The 23,053-nt window shown below is 41.5% G+C and carries 18 protein-coding genes; 4 read left to right on the plus strand and 14 right to left on the minus strand.

What is annotated here, in order from left to right:
- Positions 1 to 11: 11 nt before the first annotated feature.
- A complete protein-coding gene (locus G8D99_RS10565; RefSeq protein ID WP_171522742.1) occupies positions 12 to 338 on the minus strand; it encodes a metalloregulator ArsR/SmtB family transcription factor in 327 nt (108 codons plus the stop codon).
- Between the two features lie 845 nt (positions 339 to 1,183).
- The gene (ahpF, locus tag G8D99_RS10575; RefSeq protein WP_166325557.1) at positions 1,184 to 2,749 is read right to left on the minus strand and encodes an alkyl hydroperoxide reductase subunit F; all 1,566 of its coding nucleotides are present in this window, start codon (positions 2,747 to 2,749) and stop codon (positions 1,184 to 1,186) included.
- A 590-nt stretch (positions 2,750 to 3,339) separates the two neighbouring features.
- Here ahpF and G8D99_RS10580 point away from each other — a divergent pair.
- Entirely contained in the window at positions 3,340 to 3,945 is a 606-nt protein-coding gene (locus tag G8D99_RS10580) for a DsbA family protein (protein WP_166325560.1), read from the plus strand.
- A 99-nt stretch (positions 3,946 to 4,044) separates the two neighbouring features.
- On the opposite strand, the gene G8D99_RS10585 is transcribed toward G8D99_RS10580, so the two are convergent.
- The 7 genes from G8D99_RS10585 to cxpE form a co-directional block, all read right to left on the minus strand.
- Complete coding sequence (locus G8D99_RS10585; protein ID WP_166325563.1) at positions 4,045 to 4,968, minus strand: hypothetical protein; 924 nt, start codon at positions 4,966 to 4,968, stop codon at positions 4,045 to 4,047.
- A gap of 54 nt (positions 4,969 to 5,022) precedes the next feature.
- Entirely contained in the window at positions 5,023 to 6,144 is a 1,122-nt protein-coding gene (locus G8D99_RS10590; RefSeq protein WP_166325566.1) for a toxic anion resistance protein, read from the minus strand.
- Between the two features lie 9 nt (positions 6,145 to 6,153).
- Positions 6,154 to 6,936 (minus strand): tellurium resistance protein, encoded by a 783-nt coding sequence (locus G8D99_RS10595; protein WP_166325569.1) that lies wholly within the window; start codon positions 6,934 to 6,936, stop codon positions 6,154 to 6,156.
- Between the two features lie 285 nt (positions 6,937 to 7,221).
- Positions 7,222 to 9,624 carry a CSLREA domain-containing protein gene (locus tag G8D99_RS10600; protein ID WP_166325572.1) on the minus strand — a complete coding sequence of 801 codons (2,403 nt, stop codon included), beginning with the start codon at positions 9,622 to 9,624 and terminating at the stop codon, positions 7,222 to 7,224.
- 14 nt (positions 9,625 to 9,638) lie between these two features.
- The gene (rbtA, locus tag G8D99_RS10605) at positions 9,639 to 11,444 is read right to left on the minus strand and encodes a rhombotarget A (RefSeq protein WP_166325575.1); all 1,806 of its coding nucleotides are present in this window, start codon (positions 11,442 to 11,444) and stop codon (positions 9,639 to 9,641) included.
- Between the two features lie 345 nt (positions 11,445 to 11,789).
- Entirely contained in the window at positions 11,790 to 12,503 is a 714-nt protein-coding gene (gene hda, locus G8D99_RS10610; protein ID WP_166325578.1) for a DnaA regulatory inactivator Hda, read from the minus strand.
- Between the two features lie 36 nt (positions 12,504 to 12,539).
- On the minus strand, positions 12,540 to 13,754 hold the full coding sequence (gene cxpE, locus G8D99_RS10615; RefSeq protein WP_166325581.1) for a chloramphenicol efflux transporter CxpE: 1,215 nt from the start codon (positions 13,752 to 13,754) through the stop codon (positions 12,540 to 12,542).
- Between the two features lie 136 nt (positions 13,755 to 13,890).
- On the opposite strand from cxpE, the gene purM reads away from it, so the two are divergent.
- Both purM and purN read left to right on the plus strand, forming a co-directional pair.
- Positions 13,891 to 14,961 (plus strand): phosphoribosylformylglycinamidine cyclo-ligase, encoded by a 1,071-nt coding sequence (gene purM / locus G8D99_RS10620; protein WP_166325584.1) that lies wholly within the window; start codon positions 13,891 to 13,893, stop codon positions 14,959 to 14,961.
- 18 nt (positions 14,962 to 14,979) lie between these two features.
- A complete protein-coding gene (gene purN / locus G8D99_RS10625) occupies positions 14,980 to 15,609 on the plus strand; it encodes a phosphoribosylglycinamide formyltransferase (protein ID WP_166325587.1) in 630 nt (209 codons plus the stop codon).
- A gap of 55 nt (positions 15,610 to 15,664) precedes the next feature.
- Here purN and G8D99_RS10630 read toward each other — a convergent pair whose 3' ends face one another.
- Both G8D99_RS10630 and sppA read right to left on the minus strand, forming a co-directional pair.
- A complete protein-coding gene (locus tag G8D99_RS10630) occupies positions 15,665 to 16,459 on the minus strand; it encodes an alpha/beta fold hydrolase (protein WP_166325590.1) in 795 nt (264 codons plus the stop codon).
- Positions 16,456 to 17,484, minus strand: coding sequence for a signal peptide peptidase SppA (gene sppA, locus G8D99_RS10635; RefSeq protein WP_166325593.1), 1,029 nt, complete (start codon positions 17,482 to 17,484; stop codon positions 16,456 to 16,458). The genes G8D99_RS10630 and sppA overlap by 4 nt, the downstream gene beginning before the upstream one ends.
- A gap of 138 nt (positions 17,485 to 17,622) precedes the next feature.
- Between sppA and G8D99_RS10640 the strand changes: the two genes are divergently transcribed.
- Complete coding sequence (locus G8D99_RS10640; protein WP_166325596.1) at positions 17,623 to 18,573, plus strand: lysophospholipid acyltransferase family protein; 951 nt, start codon at positions 17,623 to 17,625, stop codon at positions 18,571 to 18,573.
- On the opposite strand, the gene G8D99_RS10645 is transcribed toward G8D99_RS10640, so the two are convergent.
- The 3 genes from G8D99_RS10645 to G8D99_RS10655 all read right to left on the minus strand — a co-directional run bounded on the left by G8D99_RS10645 (position 18,562) and on the right by G8D99_RS10655 (position 23,051).
- A complete protein-coding gene (locus G8D99_RS10645; protein WP_166325599.1) occupies positions 18,562 to 21,036 on the minus strand; it encodes a DNA internalization-related competence protein ComEC/Rec2 in 2,475 nt (824 codons plus the stop codon). The two genes, G8D99_RS10640 and G8D99_RS10645, sit on opposite strands and share 12 nt — an antisense overlap.
- 109 nt (positions 21,037 to 21,145) lie before the next feature.
- Entirely contained in the window at positions 21,146 to 21,823 is a 678-nt protein-coding gene (lolD, locus tag G8D99_RS10650) for a lipoprotein-releasing ABC transporter ATP-binding protein LolD (RefSeq protein ID WP_166325602.1), read from the minus strand.
- A complete protein-coding gene (locus G8D99_RS10655; protein ID WP_166325605.1) occupies positions 21,816 to 23,051 on the minus strand; it encodes a lipoprotein-releasing ABC transporter permease subunit in 1,236 nt (411 codons plus the stop codon). Before G8D99_RS10655 ends, lolD begins: the two co-directional genes overlap by 8 nt.
- Between the last annotated feature and the right edge of the window lie 2 nt (positions 23,052 to 23,053).

Raw genomic sequence — 23,053 nt, forward strand, 5'->3', positions numbered from 1 at the left:
ATTCAGCATCCTTATTCGCAGCAAGTATTTGTTTTATAATTGCTAATTTCTAAGTTTCTCAAACCCTCATGGGTTTGCAAGGTTTGTGTTAGAACCGCCAAGCACCATGCAGGTAACTGATCGTGTAGCCGGTAATACACCCACTGCCCTTGACGTCGATCTTGTAAAATTTTATGGCTACGCAGTAAAGCCAAGTGCCGTGAAATTTTCGGTTGGCTTAGCGCTAAAATTTCGGTGAATTCACAGACACAGCATTCCGTTTTTTTCAGCACCAACATCAGCAAATCTAATCGTGTTTGATCGGATAAGCACTTAAAAAAATCTACTTGATTCATCATATATATGGATATTCGTATTTTCATATATCATAGACAAAATTTGACGCTTTGGGTGAATGATGTTGATCAAAATTTTGACGAATTCCGACTTTTTTACTAGGTTGAATATATTTTTCAATCACTTATCATAAAGCCATATTCTTTATATGCCTTTGTGAATATCATGAGTATGACTCAACTAAAGGAACTTTCCTCTCTTGCAGGTGCACTGAAAAATTTGCGTTACGTTTTTGCCCATGGTGCGTATACAGCTTATACAGACCAACCGCACAACAGTTTCCAGAATCTGCCAATGATGCGATTGATGAAAACAGTAAAGTTTAGGATGTAGCAAGTTATACGCAGCATATTCGTTTTGATGATCATCAAACCTGTGTTGCTCAATGTCCAATTGAGTGCACCGTGCCTCATCTTGAACAGATTCAGAGGAATAACAATGAGTTCGAAATTTTAAAGTCTTGTATTTACTTGGTTCTTTTAAAAAACATTGAAATTGGAACATTCTTTGCATGATGTATTTACAAAGAATGAAATCTAAGAAATGCCTTGGGGAAAGTAAAACAATAAGGGCGAAAACAAAAAAAGTATGATTTATAAAGACAATAAAACCGAAATTAAAATAACAACAAAGAAAAAGAGGAAAAAAAGTTGCTTGCTCATATGCTTGGGGACATATGGGCAAGCAGCACATCCAGAGGTAAAAAAAAGGAGCTTGGGTGTTAGCGCCCAAAGCTCCTTAAAAAAAGAATATTGAACTTCAATATTCCATACAACTTAAAACTAGATCAGTGTGTTGATCTATAACAAATCAAACACACTGATCATTTTCTTTTCATCCAATCAGCTTACTGACCTGAGCGAATGATGTAATCAAAAGCTGACAGTGATGCTTTTGCACCTTCACCAGTGGCAATGATGATTTGTTTGTATGGCACTGTGGTACAGTCACCGGCAGCAAATACACCTTTGACATTGGTTTCATTACGTTCGTTAATCACAATCTCACCACGTTTAGACAATTCAACTGGTGAGTCTTTTAAGAAGTCCGTATTTGGCAATAAACCAATTTGTACGAAAATCCCTGCAAGCTCTACAGTATGCTCTTCATCAGTCGCACGGTCTTTGTATTTAAGTGCAGTGACTTGTGAACCATCACCGACCACTTCAGTCGACAAGGCATTCATGATCACTGTAGTGTTTGGCAAGCTGTTGAGTTTGTCTTGAAGCACTTGGTCAGCACGGAGTTTAGTATCAAACTCAACTAAAGTTACGTGTTCAACAATACCCGCAAGGTCAATCGCTGCTTCAACACCTGAGTTACCCCCACCAATCACAGCAACACGTTTGCCTTTGAACAGTGGACCATCACAGTGTGGGCAATATGCGACACCACGAGTTTTGTATTCTTTCTCACCTGGTACATTCATTTCTCTCCAACGTGCACCTGTAGATAAGATGACGGTTTTCGATTCAAGTTTTGCACCGTTTTCTAAGGTCACTTCCACCAAACCATTTGCAGTTTCATCCGCACCTTTGATGCTCGATACTTTTTGCAGATTCATGATGTCCACACCGTACTCACGTACATGGGCTTCCATTTCTGCTGCAAACTTAGGGCCTTGCGTTTTTTGGATCGAAGTATAGTTTTCGATATCCATGGTATCCATCACCTGACCGCCAAAGCGTTCAGCCACGATACCAGTTTTAATGCCTTTACGAGCAGCGTAGATTGCAGAGGTATTCCCTGCAGGGCCGCCACCAATTACAAGCACATCAAAGGACTCTTTGGCATTGAGTTTTTCAGCGTCTTTCGCTGCTGCGCCTGTATCCAATTTGGCAATGATTTCTTCCAATGTCATACGACCTTGACCGATGTGTTCACCGTTTTGGAACAACATAGGTACTGCCATGATTTTGCGTTCTTCAACTTCGTCTTGGAAGAATGCGCCATCAATCATGGTTGCAGTTGTGTCTGGGTTATAAATTGCGATCAAGTTTAAGGCTTGAACCACGTCAGGGCAGTTATGGCAACTCAGTGATACGAATACATCAAAATCAGACGTTAAGTTTAGACCTTTGATTTGCGCCAAAACTTCGTCAGAGACTTTAGGTGCATAGCCTGAAACTTGTAGCAATGCCAAGATCAATGAAGTGAACTCGTGACCCATTGGTAGGCCTGCGAAGTTTACACGGGGTTGTTCCCCCACTTTTGCAATCCCAAAGCTTGGAGCACGTTTATTTGTACCATCGAAGCGAGCAGTGACTTGTGGAGATAGAGCAGCCACTTCAGTCACTAATTCTTTAATTTTGTCTGATTTGTCAGAACCATTTAAAGTGGCAACGATTTCGATTGGGCTTTCTAAGCGTTCAAGAAGTGTTTTTAATTGCGCTGAAGTATTTTGATCTAACATTGCTAACGTCTCCAAAGGAGTTAATATTTATTTGATAAGTGCACTATAAGCCCATTTATTAAATAGAGGAAACAGGTTGTTTTTATAAGTAGCATCGTAAAATTAGATGATTGGTGCATTTAGACGATTTCAACAAACTTCATCACATCCTTGATCAACTTATAGAACGATCTGTTCTGTATTTCAGTCTATGCGAACCGTTAAAACACTTTTAAGCTGATTCAATGTTTCCAAAAAAGGACGCTGAATGACATGTCATTTCAATTAAGTTTTTCCAGCGCAAGCATTTAAAACTATGATTTTCATGAGTTAAGTAAACTGCCTAATCGAATCAGCTGATCGATCGGCATCTTGCCACGTTTTTTTAAGAAAAAATTCAGAATACTTAGATTTAATACGGTGTTTAGTCTTAGATCTCATTTTGAGCCTAACAGCGATTTTCAATGCTTTGTTGAATATGTTGCAGAGATTTAAAAGCATCATCAATGATCAAGCATTTCTGTTTACATATACGCATAGATATGATGATTTTCTTCAAAACTAAAGATGCAGCAAGGCATAACCATCTACAGCAACACGAGTGATTAAAAATGAAAATAGAATTTGTATTTGATATTGTTTATCCCATGAGTTATGTCGCATTCCAAAAATTGAAAAAAAATTGGAATCAACAAACCGCTTCTCGTATTGAACTTCTCCCCGTTCAAGTGGTGCCTGAAATTCCTGAACAAGGCTTAGATATTTTAAATTATCTGACCGAAAAGTACGGCTCAGTCGCAGCACAGCGCAAACTGGAAATGACCAAATTCGCTGCCTATAGTGAAGATGTGGTGGTCGATATTGAACATATGAAGCGCATGCCCAACAGCAAGTTGGCGCATCAAGCCATTTTAGCATTGGATAATACACTCGACCAATTTGCACTGACCCAAGCCCTGTTCCATGCCCTATTTGCACATGGCAAAGACATTGCCAACCCTGAAGTGCTGAAACAGATCATTGAAGGTATCGGTTTAGATGGCGCGCATTTACTCCGTTCGATTCAGCACAAAGACATTGCAGATCATCAACAAGAAGTCACCCGTTATGTAAAGAGCTTGGGGGGGCATCCGATTCCCTATTTTATTGTAGATGGCAAAATTTCCGATGAAACCTTTTCCACTCAAGAGCTGAAAAAGATTTTACAAGCCAGTTAAACGACGCTAAAAAAATGACGCCATCCATTGCAATAAAAAAGCCTCAACATCATCTGATATTGAGGCTCTTTTATTTTTAGGATTAAAATTACTAGCAGATCATCCACTTTGAATTTGTTGTTGAATACGGCGGGTACGCCCTTTTAAACGGCTGGCCAATAAGCCAAGCAACAATGTAATCACCAGAAAAACTGCTGAAATAGCCAACAATAAGATTTGAATGATATTGGAAAATTGATCGGCTTTATGGACTTTGGATTCAATCGCTTGTGCCATGGGCGTGACGGATTTTCCATAGACTTGATGCTGCATCACCCACAGTTGTTCTGGCTTAAAACCATATTCAATAAAATTCTTTTGGGTACGTTCCGCTTGAACCAATTGCGCTACATTAGACGTGGCGACATCTTTATCCAGTGGTTTATGCAATAAAGCTATTTGTGCCAAAACATAGGCTTTTACCGTTGGATTGGCATCGGTTTCCTCTAAAGCCTGTGCAATTTCACTTTGGTTAATGTTTTGATCATAATGCACCAGCGCATACTGATTCTCAGCGTCATCACTGCGTAAATCGTACTGAACATAGGTCAGTCCTGACCAAATCAAAATCACCGCAATCAACCATGCCACAAACTTCAATACAAAAGACTGAAAGCGAACATAGAAAAAACGAAATTTCTTTAATAATGCGATGATGATGAAAGCACCAAAAAATGCTGAAAACACTTTAACAATCAGCCAACCGAACCAAGCCAACAGATTGATAAAATAATCCGGTTGATTGGCATATTCAGTAATCGCTTGATCAACCGTATACGGTAAATGTAATTGCTCCACCGTTTGGGTCAGCCCGACAAAACTATAGACGAAGTCTTGTTGCACGAACAAACCCACAACACTCAAAATAAACAATGCTGCCGTACTAAAACTCAAAAGACTGACTTTGGTTTGTCGCTTTTTTAAAACACGTAAACCTATCGAAATATCTTCAGCTTTCAGCGGGTGCTCTTCTATAGTACTCAATCAAACGACCTCTCAATGCAACAGCATAACCGATTCAGCAATACATCATCCCCATTAAGACGGATGTTGACTGCTCGACTCAATCACCAATTGTTGTAAGTTGGTTTGCAATGCACGAATACGTGTCGATGCTTCTTCACGTTTTTGCATGCCTTCTTTTTGAATTTGAATAACGTCATTCACAGTTTTAATGAGGGTATTTTGTACATGTTCAAGGGTTTCGATATCAATCACTGAACGCTGATTGGCTTTTGCAGTATCCACTGAGTTTTGATGCAGTAAATCTGCATTGCGTTTCAACAGGTCATTGGTCGCATCATCAATGCTATTGGCCAATTGAACACTGTTTTTCTGCTCATGCAATGAAATAGCAAGACTGATCTGATTCTTCCATGCCGGTAAAGTAATATTTTTAATCGCATAGAATTTATCGACCAACATCATGTTATTCGACTGAATAATTCGAATCATCGGTAAAGTTTGCATGGCAGATTGCTGTAAAACTTGCAAATCACTGACCCGTTTTTCCAGATTATTGGCCAAATGATTCAGGTCATAAACTTTTTGATTGGTCTGCTGGTCTTGTTCCTGCGCTGTTAATGTGGCAATTTCTTGCTGAATTTCTTGTTGCTTTAGACGACCGGCTGCAATATAAATCCCCAACTGTTTATATTCATCTTGCACACCATCAAACATTTTATCCAATGTACTGACTCGTGCCTTTAAACCCGATTGTGAGGTTTCAATTTCTTTGACCAAAGCATCAATCTGTTCTTTGGTGGTATTGAAGTGCTGATCAAAACTTTGTTTCGCCCCTTTGAATTTACTTAAAATCCCACCAAAAAAGCCCGTACTTTTCGGTTTATTTAAAATACTGCTGGTATTGAGTTGCTGTGCAACATTGACCACTTCATTGAGTTTTTGACCCGTGACATCCAAGTCTTTATTTTTAACTAAATTGAGTAATTCGTCGGTATAGGTTGAGGTTTTGGTGGCAATGTTTTTACCGTATTCAGCCACACTCGAATGATTAATCTCGGCCAACTCTTTACGCGCATTTAAGACCTCATTGAAGTCATCCGGTTGTAAGCCAATTTCTTTCAAATTCATTCGCTCAAAGTCTTGTTGTTGCAGTTCTGCTGAGCTTTCCACGGGTAAATTTTGTTTGTCTGACATGCTGCCACCTTATTTTTTATCTAAAGACTTTTGGAGGGATTGAATGAGTTTGTCACGGCTTTGATCCAATTGTTTTAATGATGCCGAAGAACTATGCTCATTGCTTTGTTTTAAATGATATTCCCATGCCGGAATCAAAACTTGCTCGGCTTCCTTAAAACGATCCATCAAACTCAATGCCAATTGTTCGGTTAATTGCATTTGCGCCAAGGCAATATCATTGCTGCTCTGCAAGGTTTGTAAGGTATTAATCTTTTTGGAGAGTCGTTCTTCAAAATTATCCAAAGGATGTCGGTTTTTGACAAAGCTTGGATACTCAAGCAAAAACTCTTGGGCCGCCACAATATATTTCGCCATCTGTTCTCTTGAACCTTGTGCCTGTTGCACTCGGGCTTGCGATTTTTGTACTTCCAATTGTAATTTGTGTGTCAGTTGCTTGGCTTCTATAATTTTACGGTCTAGATCTTTCATATATTTGATTCGCCCCGCATCAAATTCAAGATCTAAACCGAGCCACCGTTGTAAAGCATTAAACTTTCTTTTCCTTAAAGTTTTCTTCGATTGATTGAGCTGTTGAATAATCTCAGCAATCACCTGACTCAATTGTTGAGTCAGCTGCGGACTCACCCCATTTAAAAGCACCGACTGCGCTTGAATCAATTGATCGGCATAATGATTGAGCCTTGCTTGATTGTCCAATAAAGGCACCAAATCATTCCGTTTGATCGAGAGTAACTCTTCAGGTGTTACCGCAATTTGATCGAGGGGAACCAGCTCAGTAAATTGTTTCATAAGAATAAATTTAAGATTACCTGTTGTTATATTAAATATTTATCTCGGTGCTAATGTAGCAAATTGCAAATCTAACGAATTTATCATTGGCATTCTAAGTTTAAAAAACACCAAGAATGTTTGCATTATTTTCATGTTCAATGATGAATGAATGACGCGCTGAGTACAATCTTTTCCATCAAATGATCTTCATTTCCATCAAAGTTCTTAAACAGTTTCTGATTTAAATAATGCCCATAAAAAAGACCCGTTGTTTCACGGGTCTAGATCAATTGATGGATGAAGTTAGTGATGGCGTGAACGATACTGACGTACAGCGGCCAAAGCCAGCAATCCGAATAAGCTGAACCAACCCATCGAACCGCCACCACTGGTCCGTGGACTGCCTTGCGCCAATGCTGAGTTTTTCAAATTCAAAATACCAGTATTGGACACGCTGCCATCAGCATCATAGACCGCATACTCCACTTTATAGTTGAATACATCTAAGCTGTTGTTCAATTGCAAGCTAACATTGCCACCATAGCAATCATTCTTTTTATCTAATCCTGGACATGCCCCTTTGCGATCCGCTGTGACAGAGACAGCATCCGGAATTTTAATAAATCGAATCGCTTGATCTTGTCCCAATTCGTTTAAGAAGAATGCCGATTTATTCGGATTACTCAATAAGGCAGCAACATTACCATCCCCATTGTCATTGGCATCTTTCAGCAGGTTCACAGAGACTTTTTGATTGCCACCATGTTGTACATTGACACTGATTTCAGCAGGCACCGTCGGTGCAATATTGACAAATGTGGTTTGCAGATATGAACTTGATGCTTTCTTAGAGAGCTTATCGGTCAATGTATATTTACATATTTCATTGTCACCCGATGGGGTTAAATGATCATCGGTGCGATACATCAAAATGCGCTTTAATTTCGCATTCCATTCACATTTTAGGTTTGGATCAGCACTGCCAATAAATTGATTATTACTATCGAGTTTACCGACACCCACCACCTGTGTAGTCACATCATAATTATCGCTATTCAAATGACGAATTTGACGTGCACCAGAGCTGAGAATGGTTTCATCCGGTAAATTGGCAGCGAATGGATTAATAAAAATGGTGCGATATTTTTGCTCTGACTTGGTGTAATTAATCAAATCCTCATATTCTTGCATGCGAATTTTATAGTATGGAATGTACTCGGCTTTGGTGTCTTTATTATCAATCAAGCCTTTAAACAAATTATATTCATCTTGATAGCCCTTGAGGGTTTCAAGCACAGACAAGTTGGACGCTTTGATTTCTTTGACGGTTAATTTCAGTACTTCCGTTGAGCCAATATCGCAACTGTTCAGCGCATTACCATTGCCATCGACGGTATTGTCATTAATACGACTAAAGCCACGTTGGTCTAGCTCTGCACAGCCTGTGGTTCCCACATCTACCAAATCCGTTTTGGTGCTTGAATCAATCGGGAAATACATCGGTAAAAAGGCGGTGTAATTTTGCCCGACTTGTAAAGGACTGAGTACATTTGCAATGTTTTGATCATCAAGCAAGATACTATGACTTTGTGCATATTCGAGTGTCTTGACCGGCAATTGACACACATCATTTTTGCTTAAACTCAGTGCATTGGATTCAAGGTTAATGTTGGCGCTGTCAATTTTAGACACATCACCGTCATTATAGACACACGACTTGCCGCTATTAAAACCAAGAATATTGAAGTAAATGGTTTTGGTTCCAATCGCGTTATACAGTAGAACTGATTGTGCCGAGTTTTTCACAATGGTGTTACTGAGTAACTTTAAGGTTGAACCGCCACTTAAGTTGGTTTTGTTCTCGCCCTTATTGGAACTGAACATGATGATATCGCCACTATTGGCATTGGCTGTGTTTTCAGTAAGGGTATTTGATGTCAGAACCGCGGTCGGTTGTCCACAGAATGCCAACATACTCTGGCTATTCTGATTACCATTTTGGATTAAAGTTGCGCCACTGATATTAATTTCACGCGCAGTGTAATTCAGGTTATCCATACAGGACATCGCCAACACACTTCCCGTATTGGCTTGGTTATTTCTAAATTCACCGCCGGTAATGTTTATGGCACTATTGACGTCATTCAGATAAATCGCTCCGCCTGTGGCTGCCTGAGTGTTTTGAATAGAGACATTACTCAGTTCAGTTTTCCCACCTAGAAACAATGCCCCGCCCGCTGAATCACTCACCGCATCGGTTAAAGTCAAATTAGATAAAGTTAAAGCCGGACGGTTTAAATTGGTGGTATTGAAAATTCGGCTTTTACCTTGCGCACTGATCACGGTTTTAATCGGGGTTAGTGCCGGATAGTCATTGGTAATCACATCACGTTGGGTAAAATCTGAAGGGGCTTTACCGGTAATCACCATACTGGCATTGGGACTTAACTCTTTATTGAGTTTATAGGTGCCTTCCTCAAGTTGAATTACATTGGTATTGGTTTGATAGCTTTGCCCTTTGGGACAGCCCCCATAGGCTTGATGGGTTGATGCTGCCGTCACCGCTTCACGAAGTGAACACTTACTGCTGTTTTCACCGTCTTCATCTTCAAAGGTGGTGACATAAATGGTCATGTCTTCTGCCGCCATTAGCGACATTGCCGACAAGACCATCAGGGTTAAAAGTCCTTTTTTATAATTTTTCATTGCGCTTTCTCTTTTTATTCTTCATTGGAGCGTTTTGAACGGCGCAAACCGATCAGCCCGAGCAATATTAGGAGGCCACCCAACCCATAAGCACCACCCGAAGTTTTGACTTTATAGTCTTTAAAGTCATTTGGTGGGTCTTGCACGATTTTAGCTGGAATTTCGATATAAGGATTTAGTGAGTCACTAAACCGTGTAGTTGAGGTCACCACTAAAATTTTAAATTCATCTGAGCCATGCCAGTCGCCATTCGGGGTATACACGATTTCACCGTCCTGGGTCATGGTTAAGGTGCCTTTGGATGGTGTATTGGTTTGCACAATCTTCATACAGCCCGGTTGCCACTGCGTGCCCTGAACTGGATTGCCAAATAAAGCTTGGCACTGTGCTGGGGTAATCAGTTCACCATCTGCCAATTGATCGGCAATACTCATCTTGCCTTTTTCACCATAAAGAATATCATCGCCGACCTGTTTAATCGCCGTGCGATCGACCAATAACTCAACCGCACCTCGGTCACACAATTCTTTATTTCCCGGGCGTCCTTTAGAGCGCTGATCGGTGCTGGCACATTCAAGCAAACTTGAGGTTTGATTTGGCCCTTGATTGACAATCAATGAATCATCTAAAGTTTTATACGACGTCAACAATCGTGGTTTAAAGTAACCAAGAGTAAAACCTTCATACTCCTTAAATGGACAGAGCAAACCGTCCGATGAAATATCACACTGTCCTTCACTGGTTGAGCCTGCAATCAGGTTGATAGCCCCTAAGGCTTGCGATTGAACCCCTTCACAGCCAACGGAATATAAGTTGTTACTGATCACTGCATTGGATTTAGCACTATTGAAAGTACAGTCTGCACTGCCATTTTTCGCCAAGATGCTATTTACAACTGAACCAAAGCCATTCGGCGCATCGAACAAGATACCTTTTGTATTGAACAACATAGTGACATTGTTGACCATCACGCTGTCCATCACGCGAATCACATAACCTTTATTGTTAAAGATGGTGGCGTTTTGCAGACCACGTAAAAATCCGATGCCCAAAGCCAAACTTTGTTCTTGAGTAAAGCCTTGCGCAGCATCAAACAATGCCCCACTGGCATCCGTGGCTTCATTGTCACGCAGTACCGATTTCAAGATCGAGTATTGTGGTAAATCACCATACACCACAGCCCCATTATTGGCTTTATTGCCTTGAATCAATGAATTTTCAATAATCACCGAACCCATTTTAGTGATGTCGGAAACCACGTTATAAATCGCACCACCGAGTCGTGCTTTACCATTCAGCAATTGCCCATATTCGATGCTTAAGGATTCTTTGTTATAGATCAAACCGCCTTGATCTTTACAACTCGCTGCATCACAGCCTTTTAAAGTCACTTCATAGAGTGAGACTTGAATCAGCTTATCTGGTTCTTCACTTGAAGGGGGCAATGTGCTGGCTGTGCGGTCGATATTAAATATGCGATCTGTACCTGCCATTTTGATCACAGCATTGTGCTTACCATAGACATTGTCTGTGGGTGCGGTGTCATACTGAGTTTTCAGGGTAAGATCTTTTGAAATGGTGATTTGGCTATTCAGCTTATATTCTTTTTCACTCAGAAAAATCACATTGGAAGCATCTTTACCACCACAGCCGTTATAGCCAGCTTCAGGTAAGCCTTGATTGACATATTCAATCGCTTCTCGTAAAGAACACTCACTGTCTGCTTTGACCACATCCTCTGTCGTGGTGACCACCAAATCTGCTGCCAATGCTTGACCTGACAGCCCCAACATGAGAAGCGCGAATGCATGTTTATGCATAATCATATCCTTGATTTTTTTATTTATTTTTTGATCTGAATCGCAGATCAATTTTACAGTTTCATTATTTGTGCCAAATTTGTCACATTTAAGCCATCAATTCAAGCGTTTTCGGACTAGCTTAAAAATTTAATATTTTACTTAACCATTTGATATTATTTAATTAAATTTTGCATGATGGCTTTATATTACAGTTCAACAACAGGAACAGCTTAAATTCGACTTTGCTTTAAGGTCAACTTTTTTTATGAAACACAGTCCTGTCTGGATTCAGTGTATCGATTGATTTCACTTTTTAATTAAATCTATCAAGCTTAAATCTTTTAAGCTCAAATGGTTTAAGCCTTAAAACTTACGACTATACTCATCGATTAGGGCATAAATCTGTTTTAAAGTACTGTTGGAAAGTTTCAGTTTCTCACCCTGTAACAGCTTCTCTAGTTGATCTAGCGATTGCAACAATGTACTGGTTTGGGTTGGACCATGTAATAGCAAATAATCGGTAATATGCGGGTCAAAATGGACCCCCCGACGTTCAAGCACCGAATGCAAGAGCGCTTGACGATCGGCAAAAGATTGCCCACTGGGTACTTTGACACTCACCGCTTGCGTCAAGCGGGATTGCAAATCAGGTAGTTCAAGTTTGAGTTCAATCGGCGCGACGCGTGATGAGAACACCAACTGACCGCCACCTTCATTGTTATTATTGATTAAATGGAAAACAGCTTTTTGCCAATGCGGTACGCCACTGATCGCTTCAATATCATCAAGCGCAACCAAGTCATAACGCTCAAGTGAAGTAATCGCTTCAATTGGAGCATCGAGCAGTTCTAATAACGATACTTTAATCGCCGATTTACCAACTTCCAAATAAGAGTCACAGATGGCGGTCAGTAAATGGCTTTTACCTGTGCCTGCCCCGCCATATAAATAGAAACGACTCATTAGTCCGGCATGGAGTTGGCGAACCGCATCAATCACAGGCCCCCAACCCGGACCAGAAAAATCACTGATTCGGGCATCGAGTTGGGGTTCTATATCTAACTGCAATTGACGCATAACTATCTATTCGCCTAAACGTTGTATGAGGTTTGATCAGAGTCGATCATCACCATTAATCTTACTTGAATTTTCAGTATCTTGCAGATTATTTGTATTCGGCTGTTTAATTTCAACCTCAACGTTCATCTGATCGGTCTGAATATTGACAGTGCCTTGCTGACCGGCTTCAACCACCGCCACCGGATTGCCATAGATTTGGCTTTGTTCATACCATTCACGCACATGACGCAATAACACCACAATCACTGCCGCTACCGGTAATGCCACTAACATCCCTAAGAAACCTGCTAACTGCGCACCTGCAAGTACGGCAAAAACCACCGCCACAGGTGATAGACCAATTTTATCACCGAGTAAGAATGGTTGTAATACATAGCCTTCAATGGCTTGCCCAACCATAAACACCACCAGTACCAATACCAATTGCATCCAGTCCAGACCAAACTGTAAGAATGTTGCGATGACTGCCGCCACGATGCCGACAGCAAAACCTAAGTAAGGAATGATACTGGCCAAACCTGCAACCAAACCGATAATTAAACCGACTTTTAAACCAATCAATTGCAAACCAACAGCGTAGACAACGCCAAGCAAAATCATGACCAAGAATTGACCTTTGACAAATGCGCCTAAAACGTTGTGGCATTCATGCACGATTACTAAGGTATTTTTGACATAGGGACGTGGAATCAAGTTTTGTAGATTATTCAACATTCTTTTCCAATCTAACAAGAAATAGAACGCAATAATCGGGATCAACACCACTGTTCCACCAATTTGAATAAAGTTCAAACCGGACTGGGCAATTTTCAGTGCCATGGCTTGCAAACTGTCGGTGCTGTAATTGGTTTGCACATAATCCATGACCATGGCAGACATGTGATCGGTGTCGATTTCCATCGGTTCAACATTAAAGGTCTGTGACACCCATGGTAAAAATGTTGAATTGATCCACTTAATCCCGATGGGAATACTGTCACGGGCAATGATCAACTGTTTCCAAATCAGCGGCACGATATACCAAAATGCCATGATCAAAAGAAAACCAATACCGAGAAACACCACGCTAATCGAAATCCATCGCGGCACATTATATTTTTCCAGTTTCTCGACAAATGGGCTGAATAAATAAGCGATGAAAAATGCCGCAACAAAGGGAATGACTACAGGCTTCAATAGATACAAAATCCAGAGTAAAACCGCGAGTCCTAAAAGGATAAAAATTCGTTTTAATGTACGATCTTGCATGCAATCTCGACCTTTTTTAAATGATTTGTTATTGAAATAAAATTATTTCAATAAAGATAGCATTTTAGCGCATAAATAACACAAGAGTTTCGTATATTCAGGTTATAATCCCGCCCGCGAATGCGGAGACTTCATTATGAGCAACTCAACTTCTATCCCAACGACTGGTTTAAGCTATAAAGATGCAGGTGTCGATATTGAAGCGGGCGACTTACTCGTCGATCGAATCAAATCTGTCGCGAAGCGTACCTCACGTCCCGAAGTAATGGGCGGATTAGGTGGCTTCGGTGCACTTTGTAAAATTCCTAAAGGTTATGAAGAGCCTGTTCTCGTATCTGGCACGGATGGTGTAGGTACAAAATTACGTTTAGCCCTGAATTTGAATCGTCATGATACGATCGGCCAAGACTTGGTTGCGATGTGTGTGAATGATTTATTGGTCTGTGGTGCTGAACCTTTATTCTTCCTCGATTACTATGCAACAGGTCACCTCAATGTTGACGTTGCAGCCAATGTTGTAACAGGTATTGGCGCAGGTTGTGAACTTGCTGGTTGTGCATTGGTTGGCGGTGAAACTGCTGAAATGCCGGGCATGTATGAAGGCGATGACTATGACCTTGCAGGCTTCTGTGTGGGTGTGGTTGAGCAAAGCAAAATTATTGATGGCTCTAAAGTTAAAGCGGGTGATGTTTTAATTGGTGTTGCGTCTTCTGGTGCGCACTCAAATGGCTACTCTCTTCTTCGTAAAATCTTAGATGTGAAAAACGTTGACTTGACTCAAATTGTCGATGGTCGTCCACTTGCAGATACCGCAATGGAACCAACACGCATCTATGTCAAACCAATTCTTGAGCTTCTTAAGCAAGTTGATGTGCATGCAATGGCACACATCACTGGTGGCGGCTTACCAGGTAATTTACCGCGAGTATTGCCGAATGGTGCTCAAGCCGTGATTAATGAGGCGTCTTGGCAATGGCCTGAATTGTTCCAACTGCTTCAACGTGAAGGCGGTGTTGAACAATTTGAAATGTATCGCACCTTTAACTGCGGCGTAGGCATGGTCTTGGCTGTTGATGCAAGTGATGCAGACAAAACCGTTGAGTTATTGACTCAATTGGGTGAAAAAGCTTGGAACATGGGTCATATCGTGGACAACGCTGAATCTGTTGAAGGCGCTGACGAAAAAATCCGCGTGATTTTTGCTTAATCTGATTCGCTCGAACACATGATTAAAATCGCTGTACTGGTCTCAGGCAGTGGATCTAACCTACAAGCCTTGATCGATGCCAATCTTTCAGGGCAGATTGTTGGGGTGATTTCCAACAAGCCTGAAGCCTATGCTTTAGAACGTGCAACCCAAGCTGGCATTGCGACAGCCGTGATTGAACACAAGCACTATCCAAATCGGGAAGCCTTTGATGATGTAATGCATCAACAACTGCTTGATTGGGATGTTGACTTGGTGGTCCTTGCAGGCTTTATGCGGATTTTAAGTCCAAAGTTTGTGTCTGCATGGCAAGGGAAAATGGTGAATATTCACCCTTCCCTGTTACCACATTACAAAGGTATGCATACCCATCAGCGGGTACTCAATACTGGTGATCGTTTACATGGTTGTACTGTGCATTATGTCACGGCAGAACTCGATGCAGGTCAAGCTCTGACCCAAGCGGTTTTGCAGGTCGCGATCAACGATACGGTTGAGTCTTTGGCGCAACGTGTGCATGTGCTTGAGCACATCATTTACCCGCAAGCGGTGGAATGGATTTGCAATGGCACGTTTCAATATACCCAAAATGGTGTGTTGTACCGTGGACAAACCATGCGTGAGCCGATTCAATTCTGTAAGATTTGATCAATCGATTACATAAAAAACGCATCCTAGGATGCGTTTTTTATTGGGTATTTATTTAAGCGTTAATGATTTGCTTCAACTGATCTGCCAATTCCATAGGATGCTCCAAGGGGAACATATGCCCTCCCTCAAATACAGAAAAGGGAATCCCAAATTTCTTTTGCACCTGTTGCGGGAACCGACGTGCCAAGAAAGGACCTTTCGATGCCACGATCAACTGTGCAGGGACTTGTGGCTGTGCTTGTGGTAACCACCATAGCGAAGGATTGGTTCTAAAAATGTCCACTTCAACCATTTTAGGAATGGTGAGTTCCACGCCACCACGCACAGGATCATCGGTTAAAGCATACTGAATATAATCATCAAAACATTGCTGATCAAAATCTTGATAAAAGCCTTTCGGACGCAATAACTCTGCTGCTTGTTCACGACTGTCCCAATGGTCACGACGGCGTAAGGATAAGGCTGCCGGTGACATTTGATCCACGGCTTTCAAACGCAATGTTTTAGCAATATGTAGTGCTAAACTTTCTTTGCCCATGATCAGCGGTGGATCAAGCATAATCACTTGTTCAAACAACTCAGGGCATTGCAGAGCAGCCTTAAAGGTTAGCACTGCACCGAGTGAGTGTCCAAGACCAATCACTTTACGCCCTTGTGCTTTTTGCACAATGCTGTCGATGACCTGTTGGGTCATGCTGTTCCAATGGTTATCGACCGGATAGCGCCCATCTGTTCCAATCAAAGGAACAGCGATCACATCAAAATCATCACGCAGTGCATCAAAGAGTTTTTGATAGACTGCTGATGGGACCCCATTGGCATGCGCAAAGTGAATCAGTGCTTTCATTGTATTTTTGTCGTATTTTCAGTTTGAACCTGTTTGGACACGGCGGTCGCAAAGCCTTGACCGATGCTTGCACCCATACGTCCTAATACAGAATCCAAAGGACTATGTTGAATGGTGTAATTGACTGTTTTATCAACTTTCAATTCACGTTTCAATGTATTTAAGCTACCGACACGGTCAGCAATACCCAATTTAATCGCTTGCTCACCGGTCCAGAATAAACCTGAAAAAATAGCAGGATCATTGGATTTCAGCTTGCTGCCTCGGCCTTGTTTTACCGCATTGATGAAATGATCATGCACATTGTCGAGTAATGCTTGCACATGCGCTTTTTGCGCAGGGTCTACCGGTTGGGTCATCGACAAAATCGCTTTGTTTTCACCTGACGTCATGGTGCGGTCTTCAACGCCAAATTTTTGCATCAAACCATTCACACCATAGTTCGGCATAATTACACCAATTGAACCGACAAGACTTGAGGGATTGACAATAATTTCATCAGCAGCCGATGCGATATAGTAAGCACCAGAAGCACCGGTATCACCAATCACTGCATAGATTTTTTTATCGCTATGGGCTTTTTTCTGATACTGAATTTCTTGCCAAATTTCATCAGATTGTACTGGTGAGCCGCCTGGTGAATTGATATTTAACACCACGGCTTTGCTTTGTTTATTGTCAAAAGCTTTTTTCAAAGACTTAATCGTGTCTTCACTGTTGACACTTTTTTCATCCGCAGCAATCGTGCCGACAATATCAACCACAGCCAAATGTGAACTACTGGTCGAAGTCGGATCGGAAGCATCGCTACTGCAACTTTTAGTCATCATGAGAATGACAAACAGCAAATACGCGAAGGTTAAAAATTTAAAGAAAATACCCCAGCGACGTGCACGCTTTTGCTCTTCAACGGAAGCCAAGACTGCTTTTTCAAGAATTTGCCATTCCTGACCGCTCGGCTGTTTTTGATTATTTTTGAGATCAGATTGTGGTTCATTATGCGGTTGTGGTGGCCAATCGGACATCTATTCCATCCAAATATCATTATTAATACGGCATAATATACATCGATTTCAGTAAAACTGTTTAAAGCGCCTCAATATACTTTATAATATTCAGGCTATGACTGTTCATACTCACCTCTAAAGTTAAATTGCTCGAAGATGCCTAAAACTCAAAGTTCTACCACAACTCGACTTTTAAATTTTTTTAGCCGTCGACCAATTCGCTTTTCACGCTTCTTTGCAAAAATGCTTGCAGCAGCAGTGAATATTTTTCATGTCAGTAAATCTTCAAAATACATTCGTTTGAACGTTGAAATTTGCTTGCCACATCTCTCCCCCGAACATAAAGAACAGATTGCCCATGCTGCCGTGAGTAACGAACTCCAGTCCTATATGGAGTTTTTTAGTATTTGGGGCAGCTCAAATGAGAAAAATATTTCACGTATTCGAAAAATTACCGGTGAACATTTTTTTCATGATGCCATGGCACAGCAAAAAGGGATCATTCTCCTTGCACCGCATTTCGGCACATGGGAAGTCATGAATGCTTGGTTTTCTCAGCACACTGAGATGACCATCATGTATAAACCGATCAAAAATGATGAAGCGGATCAGTTTGTACGTGCGGCACGAAGTCGTGAAAGAGCAACCCTTGTACCGACCGATGAATCTGGTGTTCGTCAAATTTTTAAAGCGTTGAAATCGGGTGGCACCACCGTGATTTTGCCTGATCATACCCCAAAACACACAGGTGATATGATCAAGTACTTTGGCTTGCCGTTGTCATCAAGTAATCTCAGTGCCAAACTGATTCAAAAAACCAAAGCCCGTGCTTTGTTGGTCTATGCCATTCGCAATGAGACTGAAGACTTCGATATGTATATCGAACCGATGGATGAAAAAATCTATGACGGTACACCTATCGATGGCACTATGGTGATCCATAAAGCGATTGAAAATTTAATCGCACGTTACCCAGAGCATGGGCATTGGAGCTATAAACGCTTTAAAGCCAGTCCTGAACTGAAAGATATTTATAAAATCCCTTTTGAAGAAGCGGTTGCTAAAGTTCAAGCCGTACGTGAAGCTGCCAAGGCTTTACCGCATTAACCACATCCGTGTTTGTCGATGATGCTTCTCTCTCATCTCGCCATTCTGCTGTAATTCAAAACTGATACTGCCTTGTTGAATGGTACTTTCGAATGGAATTGAAAGTGCTTTAAGACGCGCCTGCGTGATCGGATGCGGATGCCCATAGCGGTTATTCACCCCTGCTGAAGCAATGGCAAGCTTGGGCTGATAATGCTTTAAAAATCCAAAGGATGAACTGTGCTGACTGCCATGATGACCCAGCACCAAAACATCGACCTTTAAGTTCGGATAGGTTTGCAGTAGTCGATATTCCGCTTCCCAACCTGTATCTCCCATCAATAAAAAATGTTGAAACCCCTTAGATTTGGGTACTTGTATATAGACAATACAGGACAATTCATTTTGCGCATACGGCACCATGCTTAGGCTATTCTCAGCAGGTGCAAGCACTTGAATGTTCATCTCTTTAAACTGCCAGTGTTGTCCAGCGTGGCAGTAATCAAAATTCGACTGTTCAAATCGCTCATCACGTTGATTGGAACTGACCTGTTTAATCTTGATGCTTTGATTCAGTTTTTCGAAAGCCCCTGCATGGTCTTGATCCAAATGGGTCAGTAACACATGATCCAATTGACTGATCCCCTCACCCATTAAATAAGGTATAACGATACTATTGGCGACGCTAAATTGAGTTTCGTCAAATGAACCACCGGTGTCGATCATCATTTTATGCTCAGGCGTATTCACCACGACTGCTTGGCCTTGCCCCACATCTAATATCGTCAGAGAAAAGTCGGTATGCTGTTTTGAAGGCAGAATAAGCGGGAGAAAACACAGCACCGCCCATAGTTTGGGTACAGTGCCTTTGGGCAGAAATAAAATGATGGTCCCGATGGCGAGTGATGCAATCATCAAAGGACTTAAGGACAACCAACTTAGTTTAGGATGAAACAGCTGATCCAAGCCACCCAACACCCACAATAAAAAGGAGGCACTGAAATCTGCCAAATGAAAAAATAAAAGCCCCAGCGGTTCAATGAATGCACTGAATACAGCGCCAATCACCTCCAAAGGTACAATCACTGCACCGATGATTGGGATTGCAATTAAATTCACAATCGGGGAAATCCAAGACACTTGCCCAAAAATCAGTGCCACCAAAGGAAATAAGGCAATGAAGACCTTCCACTGAGATTCAACCAATACTCGAACCAACTTTGACCCCTTACTCCATCGGCTTGAGACTATATCCGCATTCATCTGAGGAGATTGATGCAGCATGGTTTGATAAACCCGAATCAGAATAAAACATGCGCCATAGGACAACCAAAAAGCCGCCGATAAAATACTAAAGGGGTCGATTAACAACAGTATGCTCGCGCTGAATAATAATAGCTTGAGTGCATGCAGCTGTTGTTTTAGCAGTAAGACAAAACTGATTAGACACACCGTTAAACAGGTACGCAGGGCCGGAATTTCAAAACCCACAAAAGCGGTATAGGCAATCACGCAAAAAACAAAAGGCAAAACAAGGAAATACGGACGTGGAATTTTAAGGAACAGTGTCGGCTTAAAAGTTGAAATGATCAGATTCAGAACAAAGCAAAACATCACCGCGAAAATCAACACATGCGGACCTGAAATGGCCAATAAATGTGAAATCCCCAAGCGCTTAAATTGCGCTTGAGTCTCTTCTGCCAACAGACGTTCATCACCCGTAAGTAAAGCCAACAATAAGCCTTTATTCTCAAGTGGCTGCTTTTGAATCAAATATCGAAAATGCAATCTGAGTCGTTCAGCCGACAGTTGTACAGATGCCATCACACCTGAATTTGAACGGATAAAAGATTCATAGCCATCTGCAATCAAAGCTTGCTCCGAGATGGGTTGAATCTGCTTGACTTGCATGCTGCCCATGATGTTTTGTTGTAGCAGCCATTTTTCTTGATCAAAGACATGCGCAACTGCATAGCTATGCGCAGGTTTGATTTTACCCGTGACTTTATAATACTGTCCGAGTTCTAGTGCAGTTTGATCAGCATCTTGTTTAAAATAAAGCAATACGCTTGGGTTTTGATTTGAGCTTTGAGTTTTAGTGTGCGATGCCCAGCGCACTTGTTGTTTTAAGCGATTTTTTTCTTGAGCATTGGATCGTTGATCGAGTTTATGCACATAAATGATCGCTGTGCTGTCACTGACTTCCATGATGCGCTGCTCAAGTCGATCATCTAACTGCCAATGTGCATAAAATTGCCCCAGTAAAAACAGACTTAAGCTGACTAAGCCGCAGGATAAAACTTTAAAAATAAAGGTTTGGCTAAAGTGGAGTTTAAATTGAGTTGCCACAACAGCTAAAACAGTGAGCAGCCAAATCCATGGGGCAAGATTGACAGATGCTTTTAATAGCGCATGTTGTTCTAAAGCATAGCCCATACTGGCAATGCCCAAAATCCAAGAGCCTAAAATCAACAATAGATACATAAGATTTTTATTATTTTAAATGCTGTGCAAAAAGCGTTCTCCCAAAACTATTAAAGCTCGATTTGCTCGAGCTTTAATAGACACTTAGTCGGATACTACAGCAATAATGTTATTTCCAAAGCCCATCCTGCATATGCAAAATTTTGTCTGCAGATTGCGCCAATTGCTCATCATGGGTCACGATTAACATCGCCATATTGAACTCTTGACGTAAGTCTGACAGCAATTCAAAAATACTCAGTGCTGTTTTACGGTCTAAATTACCCGTTGGTTCATCTGCCATCATCAGCTTCGGCTGAGTGACTAAGGCACGTGCTAAAGCCACACGCTGACGTTCACCCCCTGAAAGCTCACCCGGCTTATGTGTCATCCGATGCGATAAACCGACACGGTTTAGAAGATATTCAGCACGTTCTTTGGCTTTTTTAAATTCAGCATCTTTACGTAACATCAAAGGCATCGCGATGTTTTCTAAAGCAGTAAATTCAGGCAACAAATGATGAAACTGATACACGAAACCCAAGTGCTCGTTACGTAGAAAACCACGCTCTGCTTCACCCAAGTTGTCGAAACGTTTGCCATTTAAAAACACCATACCTTCATTGGGACGATCAAGCCCACCCAACACATGCAGCAAGGTACTTTTACCTGAACCTGAGGAGCCGACAATTGAAACAAATTCGCCTTGTTTCACTTGTAACGACAAGCCTTTAATCACGTCAACCGTCGATTTACCATCGGTAAAAAATTTACGGATGTTTTGGGCATCTAGCACCACATTACTCATAACGAAGTGCCTCCGCTGGTTGAACTTTTGCAGCACGCATGGCTGGATAAATGGTCGCTAAGAAGCTGAGTAATAGCGACAAACCTACAATCAGTACCACATCTTGCCATCTTAAATAAGACGGTAAGTAGTTAATAAAATACGCATCAAATAGATGTAAGCCAAAGGATGAGTTTAACCAACCAATCAGGCTACTGATGGTGGTGGCAAACACAATCCCAAGTGCAGCCCCTGCCAATGTCCCGACTACACCAATCACAGTCCCTTGCACCATAAAGATTTTAGTAATCGTGGTTGGTGAAGCACCTAAGGTACGTAAAATCGCGATATCCGATTTTTTATCGGTCACGACCATCACCAGTGACGATACAATATTAAAAGCAGCCACCAAAACGATCAGGAACAACAACAAGCTGACCATGGCTTTTTCCATTTGAATCGCACTGAACAAATTCCCGTGGGTATATGTCCAGTTCGATGCATAGAAATTACCTGGCAAATCTTTCACCACATCATCGGCCACTTGAGGTGCACGGAAAATATCATCTAACTTCATTCGCACCCCTTGTGCGCCATCTGGAAGACGAAGCAAGGTCGATGCATCATTCAACGCGATATAACCAATCATCGAATCAACTTCAGCGCCAATACTGAAGATTCCCACCACTTTAAAGCGTTTGAAACGTGGCACCACACCGGCAGGTGATGGCGTTGCTTCAGGTAGAATCAAGGTCACATTGTCATTTAAACGTAGACCTAAGGCATCGGTCATTTGTTTGCCTAAGACAATACCAAATTCACCTTTTTTCAGGGAATCAATACTGCCCTCAACCATGTGGTTTTGAATGATTGATACTTTTTTCTCATAGCTCGGTTCAATCCCCGATACCATAATACCGGCCACTTGTCCTTGTGCCGTAAGCATGCCTTGTAACTGGGTAAAAGGTGCTACACCGGTTACATGTTCATGCTGATCAATTTTCTTGGCAAGCTCAGGCCAGTCTGTTAAAATTTGTGTTGAGGAAACAGTAGCTTGAGGTACCATACCCAAGACACGGTTTTTTAACTCGCGGTCGAATCCATTCATGACAGATAGAACTGTAATAAGAACAGCGACTCCTAAAGTCAAACCGATCATGGATACCAAAGCAATAAAAGAAATAAAGTGATTACTCCGCCGTGCGCGAGTGTATCTCAACCCTATATACAGCGAGATCGGTTTAAACATAC

This window comes from Acinetobacter lanii (assembly GCF_011578285.1).
GTDB classification, from domain to species: domain Bacteria; phylum Pseudomonadota; class Gammaproteobacteria; order Pseudomonadales; family Moraxellaceae; genus Acinetobacter; species Acinetobacter lanii.